This window comes from Methylobacterium soli (assembly GCF_008806385.1).
GTDB classification, from domain to species: domain Bacteria; phylum Pseudomonadota; class Alphaproteobacteria; order Rhizobiales; family Beijerinckiaceae; genus Methylobacterium; species Methylobacterium soli.
The window spans coordinates 79,237-94,931 of the sequence record NZ_VZZK01000005.1 but is presented as its reverse complement, the minus strand read 5'-3'; the positions used below and the strand labels follow the sequence as shown (position 1 = coordinate 94,931).

At 72.5% G+C, this 15,695-nt stretch carries 13 protein-coding genes and 1 pseudogene; 10 read left to right on the top strand and 4 right to left on the bottom strand.

Annotated features, from left to right (window positions below; genetic code table 11):
* Window positions 1-99: 99 nt before the first annotated feature.
* The 4 genes from F6X53_RS06475 to F6X53_RS06460 all read left to right on the top strand — a co-directional run bounded on the left by F6X53_RS06475 (window position 100) and on the right by F6X53_RS06460 (window position 5,412).
* Window positions 100-744: an MBL fold metallo-hydrolase gene (locus F6X53_RS06475; protein WP_150998475.1), complete on the top strand. Its 645-nt coding sequence runs from the start codon at window positions 100-102 to the stop codon at window positions 742-744.
* 234 nt (window positions 745-978) lie between these two features.
* Entirely contained in the window at window positions 979-3,426 is a 2,448-nt protein-coding gene (gene gyrB, locus F6X53_RS06470; protein WP_150998472.1) for a DNA topoisomerase (ATP-hydrolyzing) subunit B, read from the top strand.
* A gap of 337 nt (window positions 3,427-3,763) precedes the next feature.
* On the top strand, window positions 3,764-4,816 hold the full coding sequence (locus F6X53_RS06465) for a catalase family peroxidase (RefSeq protein WP_150998469.1): 1,053 nt from the start codon (window positions 3,764-3,766) through the stop codon (window positions 4,814-4,816).
* On the top strand, window positions 4,813-5,412 hold the full coding sequence (locus F6X53_RS06460; RefSeq protein ID WP_150998466.1) for a cytochrome b: 600 nt from the start codon (window positions 4,813-4,815) through the stop codon (window positions 5,410-5,412). The genes F6X53_RS06465 and F6X53_RS06460 overlap by 4 nt, the downstream gene beginning before the upstream one ends.
* A 21-nt stretch (window positions 5,413-5,433) precedes the next feature.
* Here F6X53_RS06460 and F6X53_RS06455 read toward each other — a convergent pair whose 3' ends face one another.
* The gene (locus tag F6X53_RS06455; protein WP_150998463.1) at window positions 5,434-6,369 is read right to left on the bottom strand and encodes a LysR substrate-binding domain-containing protein; all 936 of its coding nucleotides are present in this window, start codon (window positions 6,367-6,369) and stop codon (window positions 5,434-5,436) included.
* A 186-nt stretch (window positions 6,370-6,555) separates the two neighbouring features.
* Between F6X53_RS06455 and F6X53_RS06450 the strand changes: the two genes are divergently transcribed.
* From F6X53_RS06450 to acuI, 4 genes are all read left to right on the top strand, one after another.
* Window positions 6,556-7,815, top strand: a complete 1,260-nt coding sequence (locus tag F6X53_RS06450; RefSeq protein ID WP_150998460.1) for an MFS transporter — start codon at window positions 6,556-6,558, stop codon at window positions 7,813-7,815.
* Between the two features lie 158 nt (window positions 7,816-7,973).
* Window positions 7,974-8,096, top strand: a complete 123-nt coding sequence (locus tag F6X53_RS33620; RefSeq protein ID WP_280526004.1) for a hypothetical protein — start codon at window positions 7,974-7,976, stop codon at window positions 8,094-8,096.
* A 95-nt stretch (window positions 8,097-8,191) separates the two neighbouring features.
* On the top strand, window positions 8,192-8,842 hold the full coding sequence (gene acuR, locus F6X53_RS06445) for an acrylate utilization transcriptional regulator AcuR (protein WP_150998458.1): 651 nt from the start codon (window positions 8,192-8,194) through the stop codon (window positions 8,840-8,842).
* A gap of 52 nt (window positions 8,843-8,894) precedes the next feature.
* Window positions 8,895-9,878 (top strand): acrylyl-CoA reductase (NADPH), encoded by a 984-nt coding sequence (acuI, locus tag F6X53_RS06440; protein ID WP_150998455.1) that lies wholly within the window; start codon window positions 8,895-8,897, stop codon window positions 9,876-9,878.
* 63 nt (window positions 9,879-9,941) lie between these two features.
* Here the strand turns inward: acuI and F6X53_RS06435 are convergent, their stop codons facing one another.
* Window positions 9,942-10,490, bottom strand: a complete 549-nt coding sequence (locus F6X53_RS06435; RefSeq protein ID WP_150998452.1) for a cupin domain-containing protein — start codon at window positions 10,488-10,490, stop codon at window positions 9,942-9,944.
* 164 nt (window positions 10,491-10,654) lie between these two features.
* Here F6X53_RS06435 and aptA point away from each other — a divergent pair, with 164 nt between their 5' ends.
* The gene (aptA, locus tag F6X53_RS06430) at window positions 10,655-11,992 is read left to right on the top strand and encodes an omega-aminotransferase AptA (protein WP_150998834.1); all 1,338 of its coding nucleotides are present in this window, start codon (window positions 10,655-10,657) and stop codon (window positions 11,990-11,992) included.
* 56 nt (window positions 11,993-12,048) lie between these two features.
* Here the strand turns inward: aptA and rnhA are convergent, their stop codons facing one another.
* Window positions 12,049-12,840, bottom strand: a complete 792-nt coding sequence (rnhA, locus tag F6X53_RS06425) for a ribonuclease HI (protein ID WP_150998449.1) — start codon at window positions 12,838-12,840, stop codon at window positions 12,049-12,051.
* Between the two features lie 345 nt (window positions 12,841-13,185).
* Here rnhA and F6X53_RS06420 point away from each other — a divergent pair.
* Window positions 13,186-14,157: pseudogene (locus tag F6X53_RS06420) on the top strand (DUF2336 domain-containing protein); the annotation flags it as partial.
* Here the strand turns inward: F6X53_RS06420 and F6X53_RS06415 are convergent.
* Window positions 14,104-15,687 (bottom strand): PepSY domain-containing protein, encoded by a 1,584-nt coding sequence (locus F6X53_RS06415; protein ID WP_244965532.1) that lies wholly within the window; start codon window positions 15,685-15,687, stop codon window positions 14,104-14,106. The pseudogene F6X53_RS06420 and the gene F6X53_RS06415 sit on opposite strands and share 54 nt — an antisense overlap.
* Window positions 15,688-15,695 lie beyond the last annotated feature (8 nt).

Sequence of the window (15,695 nt, the reverse complement as noted above, 5' to 3'; positions counted from 1 at the left end):
GCCGGATTCGCCCCCGCCTGCAACCCGCGCTAGAAGGCCGGATCCTGCGTCCGGCCGGGCGCAATCGAGAGCCGCAACACCAATCCGAGAAGAGCCCCGATGCCAGGCACGCCCCGCGCCGGAATCATTCCGGTCACCCCCTTCCAGCAGAACTGCACCCTGATCTGGGACGAGGCCAGCAAGGTCGGCGCCGTGGTCGATCCCGGCGGGGATCTCGACCGGATCGAGGCGGCGATCCGCGAGCAGGGCATCGCCATCGAGAAGATCCTGCTGACCCACGGCCATATCGACCATGCGGGCGGCGCGGCCGAGCTGCGTGAGCGCCTCCAGGTCCCGATCGAGGGCCCGCACGCGGCCGACCGCTTCCTCCTCGATTCCCTGCCCGAGACCGGCGCCGGCTACGGGCTGCCCGAGGCCCGCGCGGTGACGCCGGACCGCTGGCTCGACGAGGGCGACGCCGTCAGCGTCGGGCCCCTCGCCTTCGACATCCTGCACGCCCCCGGCCACTCGCCGGGCAGCGTCGTGTTCGTCAGCCGGGACGCGCGCTTCGCCCTGGTGGGGGACGTGGTGTTCAAGGGCTCGGTGGGGCGCACCGACCTGCCGGGCGGCAACCACGAGGCGCTGATCCGGGCGATCAAGGAGAAGGTGCTGCCGCTCGGCGACGACATCGCCTTCATCCCCGGCCACGGCCCCACCAGCACGCTCGGCGAGGAGCGCCTGACGAACCCGTTCCTGCAGGAATGAGGATCGGGCCTCTGCGGCGCGCCCGGAACGCCGGTCGCGCGGCCAACGCCCCTAACGCGACGTTAAGGCGAAACCGCCAGAACAGGGGATCGGGCCCGGCCGCCACGGCGCCGGAAACGATGTAATTTCAAGGCGGAATCCCTATATCAGGCGGGTCAAACGAATCGCAGGCGCAGGGGTCCGTGAGCCGGGCCCGAATAGCTCAAGCGAACACCCGCCTGCCCGAGGAACTTCATGGCCGACAATCCGCAGACTGAACACGCCGATGCTTACGGCGCGGAATCGATCCGGGTGCTCAAGGGGCTCGATGCCGTGCGCAAGCGGCCGGGCATGTATATCGGCGACACCGACGACGGGTCGGGCCTCCACCACATGGTCTACGAGGTGGTGGACAACGCCATCGACGAGGCGCTCGCGGGCCACGCGGACCTCGTCACCGTGACGCTCAACGCCGACGGCTCCTGCACCGTGTCCGACAACGGCCGCGGCATCCCGGTGGACATCCACAAGGAGGAGGGCGTCTCGGCGGCCGAGGTCATCATGACCCAGCTGCACGCGGGCGGTAAGTTCGACCAGAATTCCTACAAGGTCTCGGGCGGCCTGCACGGCGTCGGCGTCTCGGTCGTCAACGCCCTGTCGCAGTGGCTGCGCCTGCGCATCTGGCGCAACGACAAGGAGCACACGATGGAGTTCCGCCACGGCGATGCCGTGGCGCCCCTGAAGGTGCTCGGCCCCGGCAATGGCCGGCGCGGCACCGAGGTTAGCTTCCTGCCCTCGACCGACACCTTCACGATGATCGAGTTCGATTTCGCGACGCTGGAGAAGCGCCTGCGCGAGCTCGCCTTCCTGAATTCCGGGGTGCGCATCGTGCTGACCGACGCGCGCCACGCCGAGCACAAGCGCGAGGAGCTCTATTACGAGGGCGGCATCGAGGCCTTCGTGCGCTATCTCGACCGCTCGCGCAAACCCATCGAGGGCATGACCAAGCCCCTGCTGGTGCGCGCCGTGCGCGACGACATCCGGGTCGAGGTGGCGTTCTGGTGGAACGACTCGTTCAACGAGACCGTGCTGCCCTTCACCAACAACATCCCGCAGCGCGACGGCGGCACCCACATGGCGGGCTTTCGCGCCGCCCTGACGCGCCAGATCACCGGCTACTCAGAATCCTCCGGCATCGCCAAGCGCGAGAAGGTCTCGCTCACGGGCGAGGATTGCCGCGAGGGCCTGACGGCGGTCATCTCCGTGCAGGTGCCGGACCCGAAATTCTCCTCGCAGACGAAGGACAAGCTCGTCTCCTCCGAGGTGCGCCCGGCCGTCGAGAACGTCCTCAGCGAGGGCCTGTCGAACTGGCTCGAGGAGAATCCGGCCCAGGCCCGCGCGGTGATCGCCAAGGTGGTGCTCGCGGCGTCCGCCCGCGAGGCGGCCCGCAAGGCCCGCGAGACCGTGACCCGGAAGGGGGCGCTCGACATCGCCTCGCTGCCGGGCAAGCTCGCCGATTGCCAGGAGCGCGACCCCACGAAGTGCGAGCTTCTGCTGGTGGAGGGCGATTCCGCCGGCGGCTCGGCCAAGCAGGGCCGCGACCGCACCTTCCAGGCCGTCCTGCCCTTGCGCGGTAAGATCCTCAACGTCGAGCGCGTCCGGCCCGACCGGATGCTGTCCTCGGCGGAGATCGGGACGCTGATCACGGCGCTCGGCGCCGGCATCGGTCGCTCCGCGACGGACCGCGAGGGCTTCAACCCGGAGAAGCTGCGCTACCACCGCATCATCATCATGACGGATGCGGACGTGGACGGCTCGCATATCCGCACCCTGCTGCTGACCTTCTTCTTCCGGCAGATGCCGGAGCTGATCGAGCGCGGGCACCTCTACATCGCCCAGCCGCCGCTCTACAAAGCCGAGCGCGGCCGCCGCCAGCTCTACCTCAAGGACGAGCGCGCCCTGGAGGATTACCTGATCGACCAGGGCATCGAGGGTGCGACCCTGCGGCTCGCCTCCGGCACCGAATTCGCCGGCGACCAGCTCAAGGTGCTCGTCGACGAGGCCCGGATCTTCCGGGGCATCCTGTCGGGGCTGCACACCCGCTACGACCGCTCCGTGGTGGAGCAGGCGGTGATCGCGGGCGCCCTGCGGCCCGAGGTCGCCGACAACCCGGGCGAGGCCGAGGTCCTGGCCGCCATGACGGCCAAGCGCCTCGACCGGATCGCCGACGAGATCGAGCAGGGCTGGGCGGGCGAGGCCCAGGAGGGCGGCTATGTCCTGAGCCGGACCCTGCGCGGCGTGCGCCAGGTCTCGAGCCTCGACGCCTCGCTGATCGCCTCCCAGGAGGCGCGGCGCCTCACCGAGCGCGGGCCGGCCCTGCGCGAGATCTACGGCGAGCCCGTGACCCTCGCCCGCAAGGGCGAGGAGACGGTGCTGCACGGCCCCGTCGGGCTGTTCGAGGCCGTGATGGCGTTCGGCCGCAAGGGCCTGCAGCTCCAGCGCTACAAGGGTCTCGGCGAGATGACCGCCCAGCAGCTCTGGGAGACGACCCTCGACCGCGAGGTGCGCTCGCTCCTGCAGGTGAAGGTCAAGGACACGACCGACGCGGACGACCTCTTCGTCAAGCTGATGGGCGACGTGGTGGAGCCCCGCCGCGAGTTCATCCAGGAGAACGCGCTCACCGTGGCCAATCTCGACGTCTGAGCGCCAGCCGGCGCTCACCGGCCCGCGCCGGGTGATCCAGCCCGACGGGGCCCGCTGCGGGCCGGGAGCATGGTTTCGCCCGGCGCGCGCAAGATGTCCGATGCGCGGATGCCCGGGCGGCCGGGTTCGAGCCGGCGGCCAGCAAGGCTCGGACAGACATGCGGGGCCCGCCGAAGGTCAGATCGGTACGGGACCTGGTCCACCTCTTGCGTAAACCAGTCGGCAGCGTAAACAGAACCGCTTCCGGCCTAGCGCTCGGCGAGTCTCTGCTTCATCCGTTGCTGGCCCACGCACCCGTTCCGGGCGGGGGCCAAGCCCACCCGACGGAGAATCCGGCATGCCGCAGCCGGCATCACGGCCGCGTTCCACCCTGGCCTCGCTCGCCCTGATCGGCGCCGTCTGCGTCGCCGCCACCGGCGCGCTCGCCTACACGGCGGGGTGGCTCTCGCCCGATCGCCTGACCCCGACGAAGCTCGTCGACGCGCTCGCGCCGCCCACCGGCCCGGTGCGCGGACATCGCCGGAACCACGCCAAGGGAATCTGCTTCACGGGCGAGTTCCAGTCGAACGGGGCCGGGGCCGCGATCTCGCGGGCGCAGGCCTTCGAAGCCGGGCAGCATCCCGTCCTCGGCCGGTTCAACCTCGGCACCCCGGAGCCCCTGGTGGCGGATGCGAGCGTGCGGGTGCGGGGCATGGGCCTGGAGATCGCGACGCAGCGGGGCGCGGTCTGGCGCGCCGCCCTGATCAACGCCCCGGTCTTCCCCGTCTCCACGCCGGAGGCCTTCTACGCGCTCCTCCAGACCTCCGCGAGCAAGGAGCCGAACGCGATGGCGGGCTTTGCCGCGGCGCATCCGGAAATCGCGACCTTCGGCGCCTGGGCGAAGAGCCCGGACTGGACCGCGAGCTACGCCGAGGAGCCCTATAACAGCCTCAACGCCTTCCTGTTCGTCGACGGCGCCGGCACGGAGCACGCCGCGCGCTGGTCGCTGCGTCCGGAGGCGCCGCCCGAGCGGATCACGCCCGAAGAGCTTGGCCGGCGCGGCGACGACGTCCTCGAACGGGAGATCACGCAGCGGGTCGCGGCCGCCCCGGCGCGCTGGACCCTCGTCCTGACGCTGGCCGATCCGGGCGACCAGACCGCGGATCCGAGCCGCGCCTGGCCGGAGGGACGGCGCAGCATCGAAGCCGGCACCCTCCTGGTTCAGCGCATCGAGGCGGAAGCCGACGGCCCCTGCCGCGCCATCAACTTCGATCCGACCATCCTGCCGGACGGGATCCGGGTCTCCGACGACCCGTTCCCGGCCGCGCGATCCGCGGCCTACGCGAAATCCTACGATCTCCGGACTGCGGAGAGCGCGGATTATCCCCATCACCCGAAGGCAGCGCCATGATCGCGGGCAACACCCGATTCACGGCCGCGCAGCGGCTGCTGCACTGGTCGATGGCGCTCTGCATCATCGCGATGTTCTTCATCGGCGTCGGCATGGTCTCTTCTGTCATGCCGAAATACGTGCCGCTGCTCGCGACCCACAAGACGCTCGGCCTCGCGATCCTCGCCCTCGCGCTGGTCCGGCTCGCCGTCCGCGCCCGCTCGGGGGCGCCGCCCCTCCCGGCCGATCTGCCGGCCCCGATGCGGCTCGCCGCGGAGCTGTCGCATTACGGCCTCTACGCGCTGATGTTCGCCCTGCCGCTCCTCGGCTGGGCGATGCTGTCGGCGGGCGCCTATCCGGTCGTGCTCTACGGCGGCATCCGGCTGCCCGCGATCGTCCCGCAGAGCGAGGTTCTGCACACGCTCCTCTGGAACGCGCATTACTACCTGGCCTTCGCGTTCTTCGCCCTGGTCCTGACGCATGTCGCGGCGGCCCTCTTCCACGCGCTGGTTCGCCGCGACGGCGTCTTCGAGGCGATGGCGCCGATCGGGTCCCGGATCGGCGCCGCGCCCGGGACGGACAGTGACGCCGGCCACGCCGCGACCCGGAAGGCGTGAGCCCGGCGGACCGCCGCGGCCTCACGCGCCAACCGCCACCGTCGCGCCTTCGGGTGCGGCGGCCGGTCCCTTCGGCCCGATGAGGGCCAGGACGGCGTCCACCATCGGGTTGTGACGCGCGCTCGACCATACCAGCGCGGCCGCGACGATCTCGACCCGCTCCTTCAGCGGGCGGACGACGACGTTGGGCGGGGCAAGCCGCTCCGATCGCAGCGGCACGAGCGCGGTGCCCTGGCCGCAGCCCACGAAGGCGATCTGCGAGGTCACCGAGCGCACCTCGTGCAGGATCCGGGGCGAGAAGCCCTGGGCGTTGCAGGCCGCCAGCACGTGGTCGAAATAGACCGGGCTCAGCCGACGCGAGAACATCGCGAAATCCTCGTGCGCCAGCGCGCCGAGCGGGATCTCGCTGAGCCCGGCGAGCCGGTGTCCCTGCGGCAGGGCGACGGCCAGGCGGTCCTGCGCCACCGGCCAGGACCGGATCGCCGGGCCGAGCTCGCCTTCGAGCCGGGCGAGGGCGAGGTCGATGTCGCCCGCTTCCAGGGCCGGCACCGCGTCGACGCTGTCGATCTCCTTCACGGCCACCGTCAGCTGCGGATAGGCCTGGCGCAGCCGCTCGACCAGGGGCGGCAGGTCCTCCAGCATCGCCGAGCTGATCGACCCGATCGTCAGGGTGCCGGTCTGGCCGTCGATGGCCTCCCGGACGGCGAGTTCCAGGCGCGCGAGCTGCTCGGCGAATTTCCGGACCGCCGGCAGGATGGCGGCCCCGGCCGGCGTGAGCTGGGCCCCGCGCCGGTTGCGCACGAACAGGCTCACGCGCAGCGCCTGTTCCAGCGCCTGGATCTGCTCGGTCAGGGGCGGCTGCGACATGCCGAGCCGCCTTGCCGCGCGCCCGAAATGCTTCTCCTCCGCCACGGCCAGGAACAGCCACAGGTGCCGGATCAGGCGGAAATTGATCATCGTTCGATAGCCTCGGCGTATCACAGGCTTCCTGTTTTCGTATTTTACCTATCGAAGCCGGGGTGAGAAGAGGCGGCAGGGCCAAGCCGTTCGCGGGGCCCGGGACCCGATCCCCCGGCCGGCCCGGATCCCGTGCGCGCCGCGCCTGGCATCACCCGAGACAGACCGCACCGAGGACCCACGCGGATGCCCGACGCGACGTCCCCCCGCCCGAGCCCGCCCCGGTCCCGCGGTCGCGAGGCTCCGACGCTCGCCGGCAATGCGGCCCTCGGGCTGACGCAGATCATCCTCTGGGGCGGCTCCTTCTTCCTGATCGCCGTCATCGCCGAGCCCATCGTGCGGTCCACCGACTGGCCGCAGGGCGTGGTGGTGGGGGCGCTCTCCCTCGCCATCCTGGTCTCGGCCCTGCCGTCGCCCTGGGTCGGACGGCTGATCCGGCGCCATGGCGGGCGGCCGGTGCTGATCGCCGGGACCCTGATCATCGCCGCCGGGCAGGTCCTGCTCGCGCTCTCGACCAGCCTGCCTTTCTTCCTGCTGGCTTGGGCCGTGATGGGGCTGGGGATGGCCGCGGCGCTCTACGATCCGCTCTTCGCGGCGATCGGCCAGGCCTATGGGGCCTCCGCGCGGGGCGCGATGACCCAGGTGGCGATCGCCTCGGGCTTCGCGATCACGCTGTGCTGGCCGGCGACCAGCGCCCTGGTGGAATGGGTCGGATGGCGGGGCGCCTGCCTCGCCTACGCGGCCCTGGCCGTCTGCGTCGTGGCCCCGCTCTTCGCCTGGGCCTTGCCCCGCCAGGACAAGCCCGCCCCGGCGCCCCCCGGCTCGGGCGCCACGGGTTCCGCCGTTCCGGATCCTGCCGAGCCGCTCGCCTGGGCCTCCGCGCCGGCGCGCCTGCCCGGGGAGCGCATCCTGTCGCTCACCTTCGCGTCGGCGGCGGTCATCATGGCGGCAATGTCGGTTCAGCTCCTGCTCCTGCTCCAGGCCAAGGGCGTCCCGGCGACCACCGCGGTCGCCCTCAGCGCGCTGATTGGCCCCGCCCAGGTGGGCGCCCGCATCGTGGAGCTCGCCTTCGGGCGGAGCGCGCATCCGCGCTGGGCGCTCCTCGTCGCGAGCGGGAGCGTCGCGCTCGGCCTGCTGCTCCTCGCCGTCGCCCCCTCGCTCGCGTGGCTGGCCATCATCCTGTACGGGGCCGGCAACGGGATGCGGACGGTGGTGCGGGGCACGCTGCCCCTCGCGCTCTACGGCCAGCACGCCTACGCCGCCGTGATGGGCCGGCTGGCGCGGCTGCCGCTCTTCGGCCAGGCCGTGACGCCGCTCGCCTGCGGCTACGTCTCGGAATGGTTCGGGCCCGACCGCCTGCTCAGCGTCCTGCTCGGGATCGCGGCCCTCAATGTCGGCCTGTCGCTGTTCGTCGCCGGGCAGTCCTCCCGGATCCGCAATCCTTGAGGCGCCGGCTTCGCCGATGGCCGGGTCGAATGCGGGGGCGGGACCCGATGATCGGGCTTGAGCCGCCGAACACGGTTTTCGTGCGCGCCGTCCGTCCGGTTCATCAGTCTTTCCTCGGCGAGACGCTTCCTTAAGGCTCATGCCGCAAGATCTCCGGCATGACGCTGACCGGCATTCTCATTGCTGTCTTGCTCACGCCATTCCTGAGCCTCGGCGCGCTGGCCCGCGCCCGCACCCTGGAACTTCGGGACGCCGAGAAGAGCACCGGCGGATACTTCTGAGGCCGGGAAACAGCGAAGCCCGCCCCGATGCCCCGGGGCGCCGTCCGGCTCGGGGCCGTCTTGCGCTTCTAGACGATCGGTCTATTAATCGGCGAATGGCCAGCGAGCCCGCCCTCGACATCCTCGCGCCGGCGCGGCGGCGCGGGCGCCCCGCCAGACAGGTCGCCGGCTACGGCGAGACCCGCGAGGCGCTGCTGCGCGCGGGCGTCGCGGCCCTGTCCGAGAGGGGGTTCTCGGCGACCGGCCTCGACGCGATCCTGCGCGGCGTCGGCGTGCCCAAGGGCTCGTTCTACCATTACTTCCCCAGCAAGGAGGCCTTCGCGGCCGCCCTGATCGAGCGCTACGCCGCCTATTTCGCCGGCAAGCTCGATCGCTGGCTGCGCAACGAGAGCCGCGCCCCGCTCGACCGCCTGCGCGATTTTCTCGCCGACGCCCGCGCCGGCATGGCCCGGCACGATTTCCGGCGCGGCTGCCTCGTGGGCAATCTCGGCCAGGAGATGGGGGCGCTGCCCGAGCCCTTCCGGGACAGGCTGCACGGGGTCCTGCTCGATTGGCAGGCCCGCACGGCGCGCTGCTTCGAGGCCGCGCGGGAGGCGGGCGAGATCGCGCCGGAGACCGATTGCGCGGCGCTCGCGGCCTATTTCTGGATCGGCTGGGAGGGGGCGGTGCTGCGCGCCAAGCTCGAGCGGAGCCCGGCGCCGCTCGATCTCTTCACCGAGACCTTCCTGGCCGGCCTGCAGCGCTGAGGCGCTCCCGAGGCGACACCCGGTTCCCACGACGACACTGGAGGAGATGTCGATGTTCAGAGCGATCCTGATCGAGAAGGACGAGGCCGGCAGCCGCGCCGCCCTCACAGAGATCGACGAGGAGCAATTGCCCGAAGGCGACGTCACGGTCGAGGTCGCGCACTCGACCCTGAACTACAAGGACGGGCTCGCCATCACCGGCAAGGCCCCGGTGGTGCGCAAGTTCCCGATGGTGCCCGGCATCGACCTCGCGGGCACGGTGCGGGATTCGGCCCATGCCGATTACAGGCCGGGTGACCGGGTGGTGCTCAACGGCTGGGGCGTCGGCGAGACCCATTGGGGCGGGCTCGCCCAGCTGGCGCGCCTCAAGGGCGACTGGCTGGTGCCGCTGCCCGAGGCCTTCACGCCGCGCCAGGCCATGGCGATCGGCACGGCGGGCTACACCGCCATGCTCTGCGTCATGGCGCTGGAGCGCCACGGCGTGACCCCCGACAAGGGCGAGGTCGTGGTCACGGGGGCGGCCGGCGGCGTCGGCAGCACCGCCATCGCGCTGCTCTCGGGGCTCGGATACACGGTCGCGGCCGTGAGCGGGCGGCCGGAGGAGGCGGAATACCTGCGCGGCCTCGGCGCCAGCGAGATCCTCGAGCGGGCGGCCTTCGCGAGCCCGGGCAAGCCGCTCGCCAAGGAGCGCTTCGCGGGCGCGGTCGATGCCGTGGGCAGCCACACCCTCGCCAACGTGCTCGCGGCGACGCGCTATCGCGGCGTGGTGGCGGCCTGCGGCCTCGCGCAGGGCATGGATCTGCCGGCCTCGGTGGCGCCCTTCATCCTGCGCGGCGTGACGCTCGTCGGCATCGACAGCGTGATGTGCCCGCGCCCCGAGCGCCTGGAGGCGTGGCAGCGCCTCGCCCGCGACCTCGATCCGGGCAAGCTCGACGCCATGGCGGGCGAGATCGGCCTGTCCGAGGTGGTGGCGACCGCCGAGCGCCTGATGGCGGGCCAGGTCCGGGGCCGCATCACGGTGGACGTCAACCGGTAGGGCGCGCGGTCAGCCCTGGCCCGGAGCCGGGCGCGGGCCGACGCGCCGCGCGGGCGGGCGCCCTCAGAAGGTCGGCGGCGTGCAGGCGCTGATGATCTCGCAGGGCGCCCCCCCGACGCAGCGGAAGCGGTGCGGGCGCCGGCTCTCGAAATAATAAGCGTCGCCGGGCCCGAGGATGCGGCGCTCGTCGTCGACCGTAACTTCGAGGCGCCCGCTCAGCACGATGCCGCCCTCCTCGCCGTCATGGGCGAGGGGCACCCGGCCCGTATCGGCGCCGGGCTCGTAGCGCTCCTTCAGGATCTGGAGCGCCCGCCCGAACAGGCTGTCGCCGACCTGCCGGTAGGAGATCGCGCCCTTGCCGATCTCGGTGAGCTCGCCGGCGGCATAGAAGACCCGGCGGGGCCGCTCGGGCGCGAGGGCGAAGAACTCCGACAGGCCGATCGGCACCCCGTCGAGGATGCGCTTGAGGGCCCCGACCGAGGGGTTCATCTGGTTTGATTCGATCAGCGAGATCGTCGAGTTCGTCACGCCGGCGCGCTTGGCCAGATTGCGCTGGGACAGCCCGTGCAGGGTCCGGACGTGGCGCAGGCGCTCTCCGACATCGACGCTCATGGCGCTGGTCCGCGTTGAGGGTGTTGAGGATCCGGCAACACTAGGCCGCCGGGCGCCGAATTCGCAAGCACTTGCGGCGGCGCAGAAAAGGGCTTGTTGTGGGCCCCGAAACCGGCGCCTCTGAGGGCCTGCCCAGGAGCCCCGTGATGTCCCAGAGCCCGACGATGTCCCAGCCGACCCTGAAGAACGCCCCGAGCCTCGACGCCTACTGGATGCCGTTCACGGCCAACCGCCAGTTCAAGGCGGCCCCGCGCCTGCTCGCCGCGGCCGAGGGCATGCATTACACGGCGACCGACGGGCACCAGGTCCTCGACGGCACGGCGGGCCTCTGGTGCGTCAATGCCGGGCACGGGCGCCGCGCCATCGCGCAGGCCGTCGAGCAGCAGCTCCTCACCCTGGATTTCGCGCCCTCGTTCCAGATGGGCCACCCGGCGGCCTTCGCCTTCGCGGAGGCGCTGGCGGCGATCGCGCCGGGCGGGCCGGAGGCGGGGCTCGACCGGGTGTTCTTCACGGGCTCCGGCTCGGAATCGGTCGACACCGCCCTCAAGATCGCGCTCGCCTACCAGCGGGCGATCGGCCAGGGCACCCGCACTCGGCTGATCGGGCGCGAGCGCGGCTATCACGGGGTCGGCTTCGGCGGCATCTCGGTCGGGGGGCTCGTCAACAACCGGCGCGTCTTCACGCAGCTGCCCGGCACCGATCACCTGCGCCACACCCACGACCCCGCCCGCAACAGCTTCGTGAAGGGACAGCCCGAGCACGGCGCGGAGTTGGCCGAGGATCTGGAGCGCCTCGTGGCCCTGCACGGGGCCGAGACCATCGCGGCCTGCATCGTCGAGCCGGTGGCCGGCTCCACGGGCGTGCTGATCCCCCCCAAGGGCTACCTCGAGCGCCTGCGCGAGATCTGCACCCGCCACGGCATCCTGCTGATCTTCGACGAGGTCATCACCGGGTTCGGGCGCCTCGGCACCCCCTTCGCCACCGATTATTTCGGGGTGGTTCCGGACCTCGTCACCACCGCCAAGGGGCTGACCAACGGCACGGTGCCGATGGGCGCCGTCTTCGCGAGCCGGACGATCCACGACGCCCTGATGCACGGGCCCGAGAACGCCATCGAGCTGTTCCACGGCTACACCTATTCGGGCCACCCGCTCGCCTGCGCGGCGGGGCTCGCGACCCTCGGGATCTACGCCGAGGAGGGGCTGCTCACCCGCGGGGCGGCGCTCGCGGCGGATTGGGCCGGCGCGGTCCACGACCTGCGCGGGCGCCGGCACGTCATCGACATCCGGACCATCGGGCTCGTGGCGGGGATCGAGCTGCAGCCCCGCCCGGACGCGCCCGGCGCGCGCGCCTACGAAGTCTTCGTCGATTGCTTCGAGCGCGGGCTCCTGATCCGCGTCACCGGGGACATCATCGCCCTGTCGCCGCCCCTCATCGCCGAGCCGGAGCACATCGCCGAGATGACCCGGATCCTGGCCGACGCCATCGACCGCGTCGCCTGAGGGCGGCGCGGTCGGGAGCGGGGCGGGGCGGTCGGGAGCGGGGCGGGGCGCGCCCCTCAGGCCGCGGAGGCGGGCTTGCTCCGGGGGCTGGCCTTCGGGGCGGCGGGTTGGCCGGGAAGCTCCGCGCGCAGGCGCGCCGTCGCCTCCGGCCCGAGGGCGAGGACGAGGCGAAGCGCCTCCTCCACGAAGGCCGAGGTGGTCTGGCCGGCGCGCTTGGCCGCCCGCGAGACCTCGAGGCCGAGGGCCGCATCGATCGGCACCGGGGCGGTGCGCGGTCCAGGTGCCGGCGCGAGACTCGGTGCGGGCGCAAGATTTGGTGCGGGGGCCGCGAGGCCCGGCGCGGACGCCGCCGCGGCCTGCGGCAAGGCGGAGAGGGCGGGCAGGGGCTGCGGCGCAGCCTGGGGGGCGGGCGCCGGCAGGCCCCGGGCCTCGCGCCGGCCGCGCGTGGCGAGGCGGTCGGCCCGCTCGTTCATCGGGTCGCCGGCATGGCCGCGCACCCAGGTCCAACGCACGTCGCGGGCGGCCGCGAGCGCGTCGAGGCGCTTCATCAGGTCGACATTCTTCACCTCGCCCGTGGTGGTGCGCCAGCCCTTGGCCTTCCAGCCCCGCATCCATTCGGTGACGGATTTCACCACGTACTGGCTGTCGCAGCGCATCTCGATCTGGGCGCCCTCGGGGAAGGATTCGAGCGCCCGGATCGCGGCGGTCAGCTCCATCCGGTTGTTGGTGGTGCCGGGCTCGCCGCCGCAGAGGTCGATCGGGCCGTCGGGCCCCGCGATCACGACGCCCCAGCCGCCCGGGCCGGGATTGGGATCGCAGCCGCCATCGGCGTAAACGACGGTTCGCATGGGCAGGTGACCTGTTGGGACATGGGGGGGACGGTGACGGAGGCGTGTGACGGGGGACGCTGACGCGGCCGGGCGCCGCCCACGCGTCAGGTTAGACGGATCCACCCGGCGCGGGAACGCTCCGGTGCCTCTTGCCCGCCCATTCCTTTCCAGATCCCTGTCCGGATTTCCCGTCCAGTTCCTGTCCACCCGCGCGCAGCTCCGCTCGGATGTCCACGCCGGCGCGATCGGGATTTGATCAAAAACTGTTCAATAGATCGCTATTTTCTCGTGGCAGATCAGCCTTTTAACGTGTTTTCAAGTACTTCGCCGCAAGATCCGGAAGACGAAATCCGGATCCTGTTCATGCATGCGATCAGCTCTGTTGTCGCTGACGTCGAGGGCGCCATCGCCAGCGGCGATCCCCACAAGCGCATGGGCATGCTCCGCCAGATGACGGACCTGTTCGCCGTCGAGGCGCCGCGGCTGAACGAGGCCCAGATCGACGCCTTCGACGCGGTCATCCTGCGGCTCTCGCGCGACATCGAGACGAAGGCCCGGGCGGCGCTGGCGGCGCGGCTCGCGGCCCTACCGAACGCCCCGATCCAGGTGATCCGGGACCTCGCCTACGATCGCTCCGCCGCGGTGGCGGGCCCGGTTCTGGAGCATTCCGAGCGCATCGACGAGGGCGACCTCGTGCGGATCGCGAACACGGGCGGCCAGGAGCACCTCCTGGCGATCACGCGCCGGCAGACGATCGGCGAGGCGGTGACGGACGTGATCGTGACGCGCGGCGACGCGCAGGTGGTGCGGGGCGTCGCGAGCAATCGCGGCGCGCGGTTCTCGGAGGGCGGCTTCCGGATCCTCACCACCCGGGCGCGCGACGACGTGGCCCTGACGGATGCGCTGGCGGCGCGCACCGACCTGCCGCCGGCCCAGATGGCCCAGCTCGTCGGCCTCGCGCAGGAGCGGGCCCGCCACGCCCTGACGCGCGATTTCGGCGAGAGCGCCGCCGCCGAGGCGGCGCTCGCGGCGGCCACCGGGCTCGCGCCGCCGCCCCTCGACCTGACGCCCGCGGAGGTCGCGGTGGCGGCCCGGGCCCGGGACGGGCTCGACGAGGCCCTGGTGCAGACCTGGCTGACCACCGGAGAGACCACGCAGGCGCTGGTGGCGCTGGCGCGCCTGGCCGGCGTGCCCTCCGGGATGGCGGTCGCGGCCCACCGGGCCCCCACGATGGAGGCGCTCCTGTTCCTCGTGCGCGCGGCGAGATTCGGCTGGAAGACCCTAAAGCTGTTTCTCGCCGCGCGCGCGGGCGAGCCGCCGGCGACCGAGGATCTGCGAAGCGCCTTCCAGGCGTTCCAGGACCTCTCGGTGGCCACCGCGCAGCGCGTCGTCCGCTTCACGGCGGCCCGCGACAAGGTCGGCCTGCCGCGCTCGGCCTGAGCCCCGGCGCGTCCCCGCCGGCCTGCGCCGGAGCCGGCGCCAGCCGAGCACCGCCCCCGTGAGCGCCACCACGAGGGCGAGGCTCGTGAGTGACCAGAGGGCGAGGTCCCAGGCCGGGCGGTGGCCGATCAGGAGCGGCAGGTCGAGCCGGTGCAGGGCGGCGAAGAGCCAGCGCTGAACGCGGCCGCTGCGGTCGAGGCGGTCGAGAAGCTCGCCGGTCATCGCGTCGACGTGGAACCAGGTCGCGGCCGGGTCGTCGAAGACGAGCCGCAGCACCGGCAGGACGCGGCTGTCATGGTGGGAATACCAGTAGACGTCGTCCCGCGTGAGCCGCTCGATCCGCGCGAGCCGCGCCCCCGGGATCAGGCCGGGAGCCGCCGCCCGGATCTCGTCCGGGCCGAGGGCAGGCGTCACGCTGCGGCGCCCGGCCGCGTCCGTGGCGACGAGGCGGGTCCGCCCGCCGAGGGCGAGCCAGCGCAGGGACACCGTGCCGGGCGGGATCGCCGCCCGGATCGCCGGAAGGTCCGGCGCCGGCGACGAAGCGCCGGCAAAGCCCGCCCGCATCGCCGTGGTCGGGCTCGGGCCGGAGAACCATTGGTTCGGGTTCACCGAGAGCCAGCCGCTCGTCACGAAGGTCAGGATCGCGACCCCGCCGACGAGGCCGAACAGGTGGTGCCAGCGCGCCAGGCCGCGATAGGGCGTGACGCTGCCGGAGCGGTAGGGCCGGCGCAGGCGCAGGCGCCAGATCCCCAAGCTGAGCCCGCTGACGGCGCCCGCGATGCCGATTCCGGAGACCCAGAGCACGACGTCGCGCCAGAGCCCGGGCCGCGCCCGCAGGGGCGTCGGGTAGAGCCAGTGCGGCACGGCGCCGAGCCAGTTCCAGGCCCGCGCGCGCCGCGTGGTCTCCAGCACCAAGGCGCCGGTCGGCCCGGAGAAGTAGAGCTCCGTCCCGGCCGCGTCGCCGAGGCCGACGCGGCGCAGGGGCCGGTGCGGATCGTAGCGCCCGGCCACACTCCACTGGTCGCGCGCCACGGTGTCGACCCAGGCGCCCGCCCCGAACCGGGCGCGGGCGAGCGCCAGGGCCGCCGCCTGGTCGAGCGCCGGCATCGGGGCGCCGGTCCGGGCCGAGAGGGCGCGGTGCCGGCCCTCCGGCGAGACCAGCCGGTAGACCGGCTCGTCCCCCTGCATCTCGAGCTCGATCCGCGCGCCCGCGACGAGATCCGCGCCGGGCGGCGCGGCCACCTGCGCGAGCGCGAGGGGCGGCAGGGCCGCGAGGCGCTCCGCCTCGGTCAGGCCCGGAAACGGCACGTACATCATCACGAGCCCCGACAGGAGCCAGGCGAGGAAGAACAGGGCCGTGCCGATGCCGAGCCAGCGATGGCCGAGGACGAGCCAGCGTTTGCCGGCCTTCAGGAGCGCGCGCACCGGCCCGG

Bases quoted from the DNA above. Each gene is read 5' to 3' on its own strand.
- F6X53_RS06475 (WP_150998475.1), top strand. From the start codon at position 100: ATGCCAGGCACGCCCCGCGCCGGAATCATTCCGGTCACCCCCTTCCAG.
- gyrB (WP_150998472.1), top strand. From the start codon at position 979: ATGGCCGACAATCCGCAGACTGAACACGCCGATGCTTACGGCGCGGAA.
- F6X53_RS06465 (WP_150998469.1), top strand. From the start codon at position 3,764: ATGCCGCAGCCGGCATCACGGCCGCGTTCCACCCTGGCCTCGCTCGCC.
- F6X53_RS06460 (WP_150998466.1), top strand. From the start codon at position 4,813: ATGATCGCGGGCAACACCCGATTCACGGCCGCGCAGCGGCTGCTGCAC.
- F6X53_RS06455 (WP_150998463.1), bottom strand. From the start codon at position 6,369: ATGATCAATTTCCGCCTGATCCGGCACCTGTGGCTGTTCCTGGCCGTG.
- F6X53_RS06450 (WP_150998460.1), top strand. From the start codon at position 6,556: ATGCCCGACGCGACGTCCCCCCGCCCGAGCCCGCCCCGGTCCCGCGGT.
- F6X53_RS33620 (WP_280526004.1), top strand. From the start codon at position 7,974: ATGACGCTGACCGGCATTCTCATTGCTGTCTTGCTCACGCCATTCCTG.
- acuR (WP_150998458.1), top strand. From the start codon at position 8,192: ATGGCCAGCGAGCCCGCCCTCGACATCCTCGCGCCGGCGCGGCGGCGC.
- acuI (WP_150998455.1), top strand. From the start codon at position 8,895: ATGTTCAGAGCGATCCTGATCGAGAAGGACGAGGCCGGCAGCCGCGCC.
- F6X53_RS06435 (WP_150998452.1), bottom strand. From the start codon at position 10,490: ATGAGCGTCGATGTCGGAGAGCGCCTGCGCCACGTCCGGACCCTGCAC.
- aptA (WP_150998834.1), top strand. From the start codon at position 10,655: ATGTCCCAGCCGACCCTGAAGAACGCCCCGAGCCTCGACGCCTACTGG.
- rnhA (WP_150998449.1), bottom strand. From the start codon at position 12,840: ATGCGAACCGTCGTTTACGCCGATGGCGGCTGCGATCCCAATCCCGGC.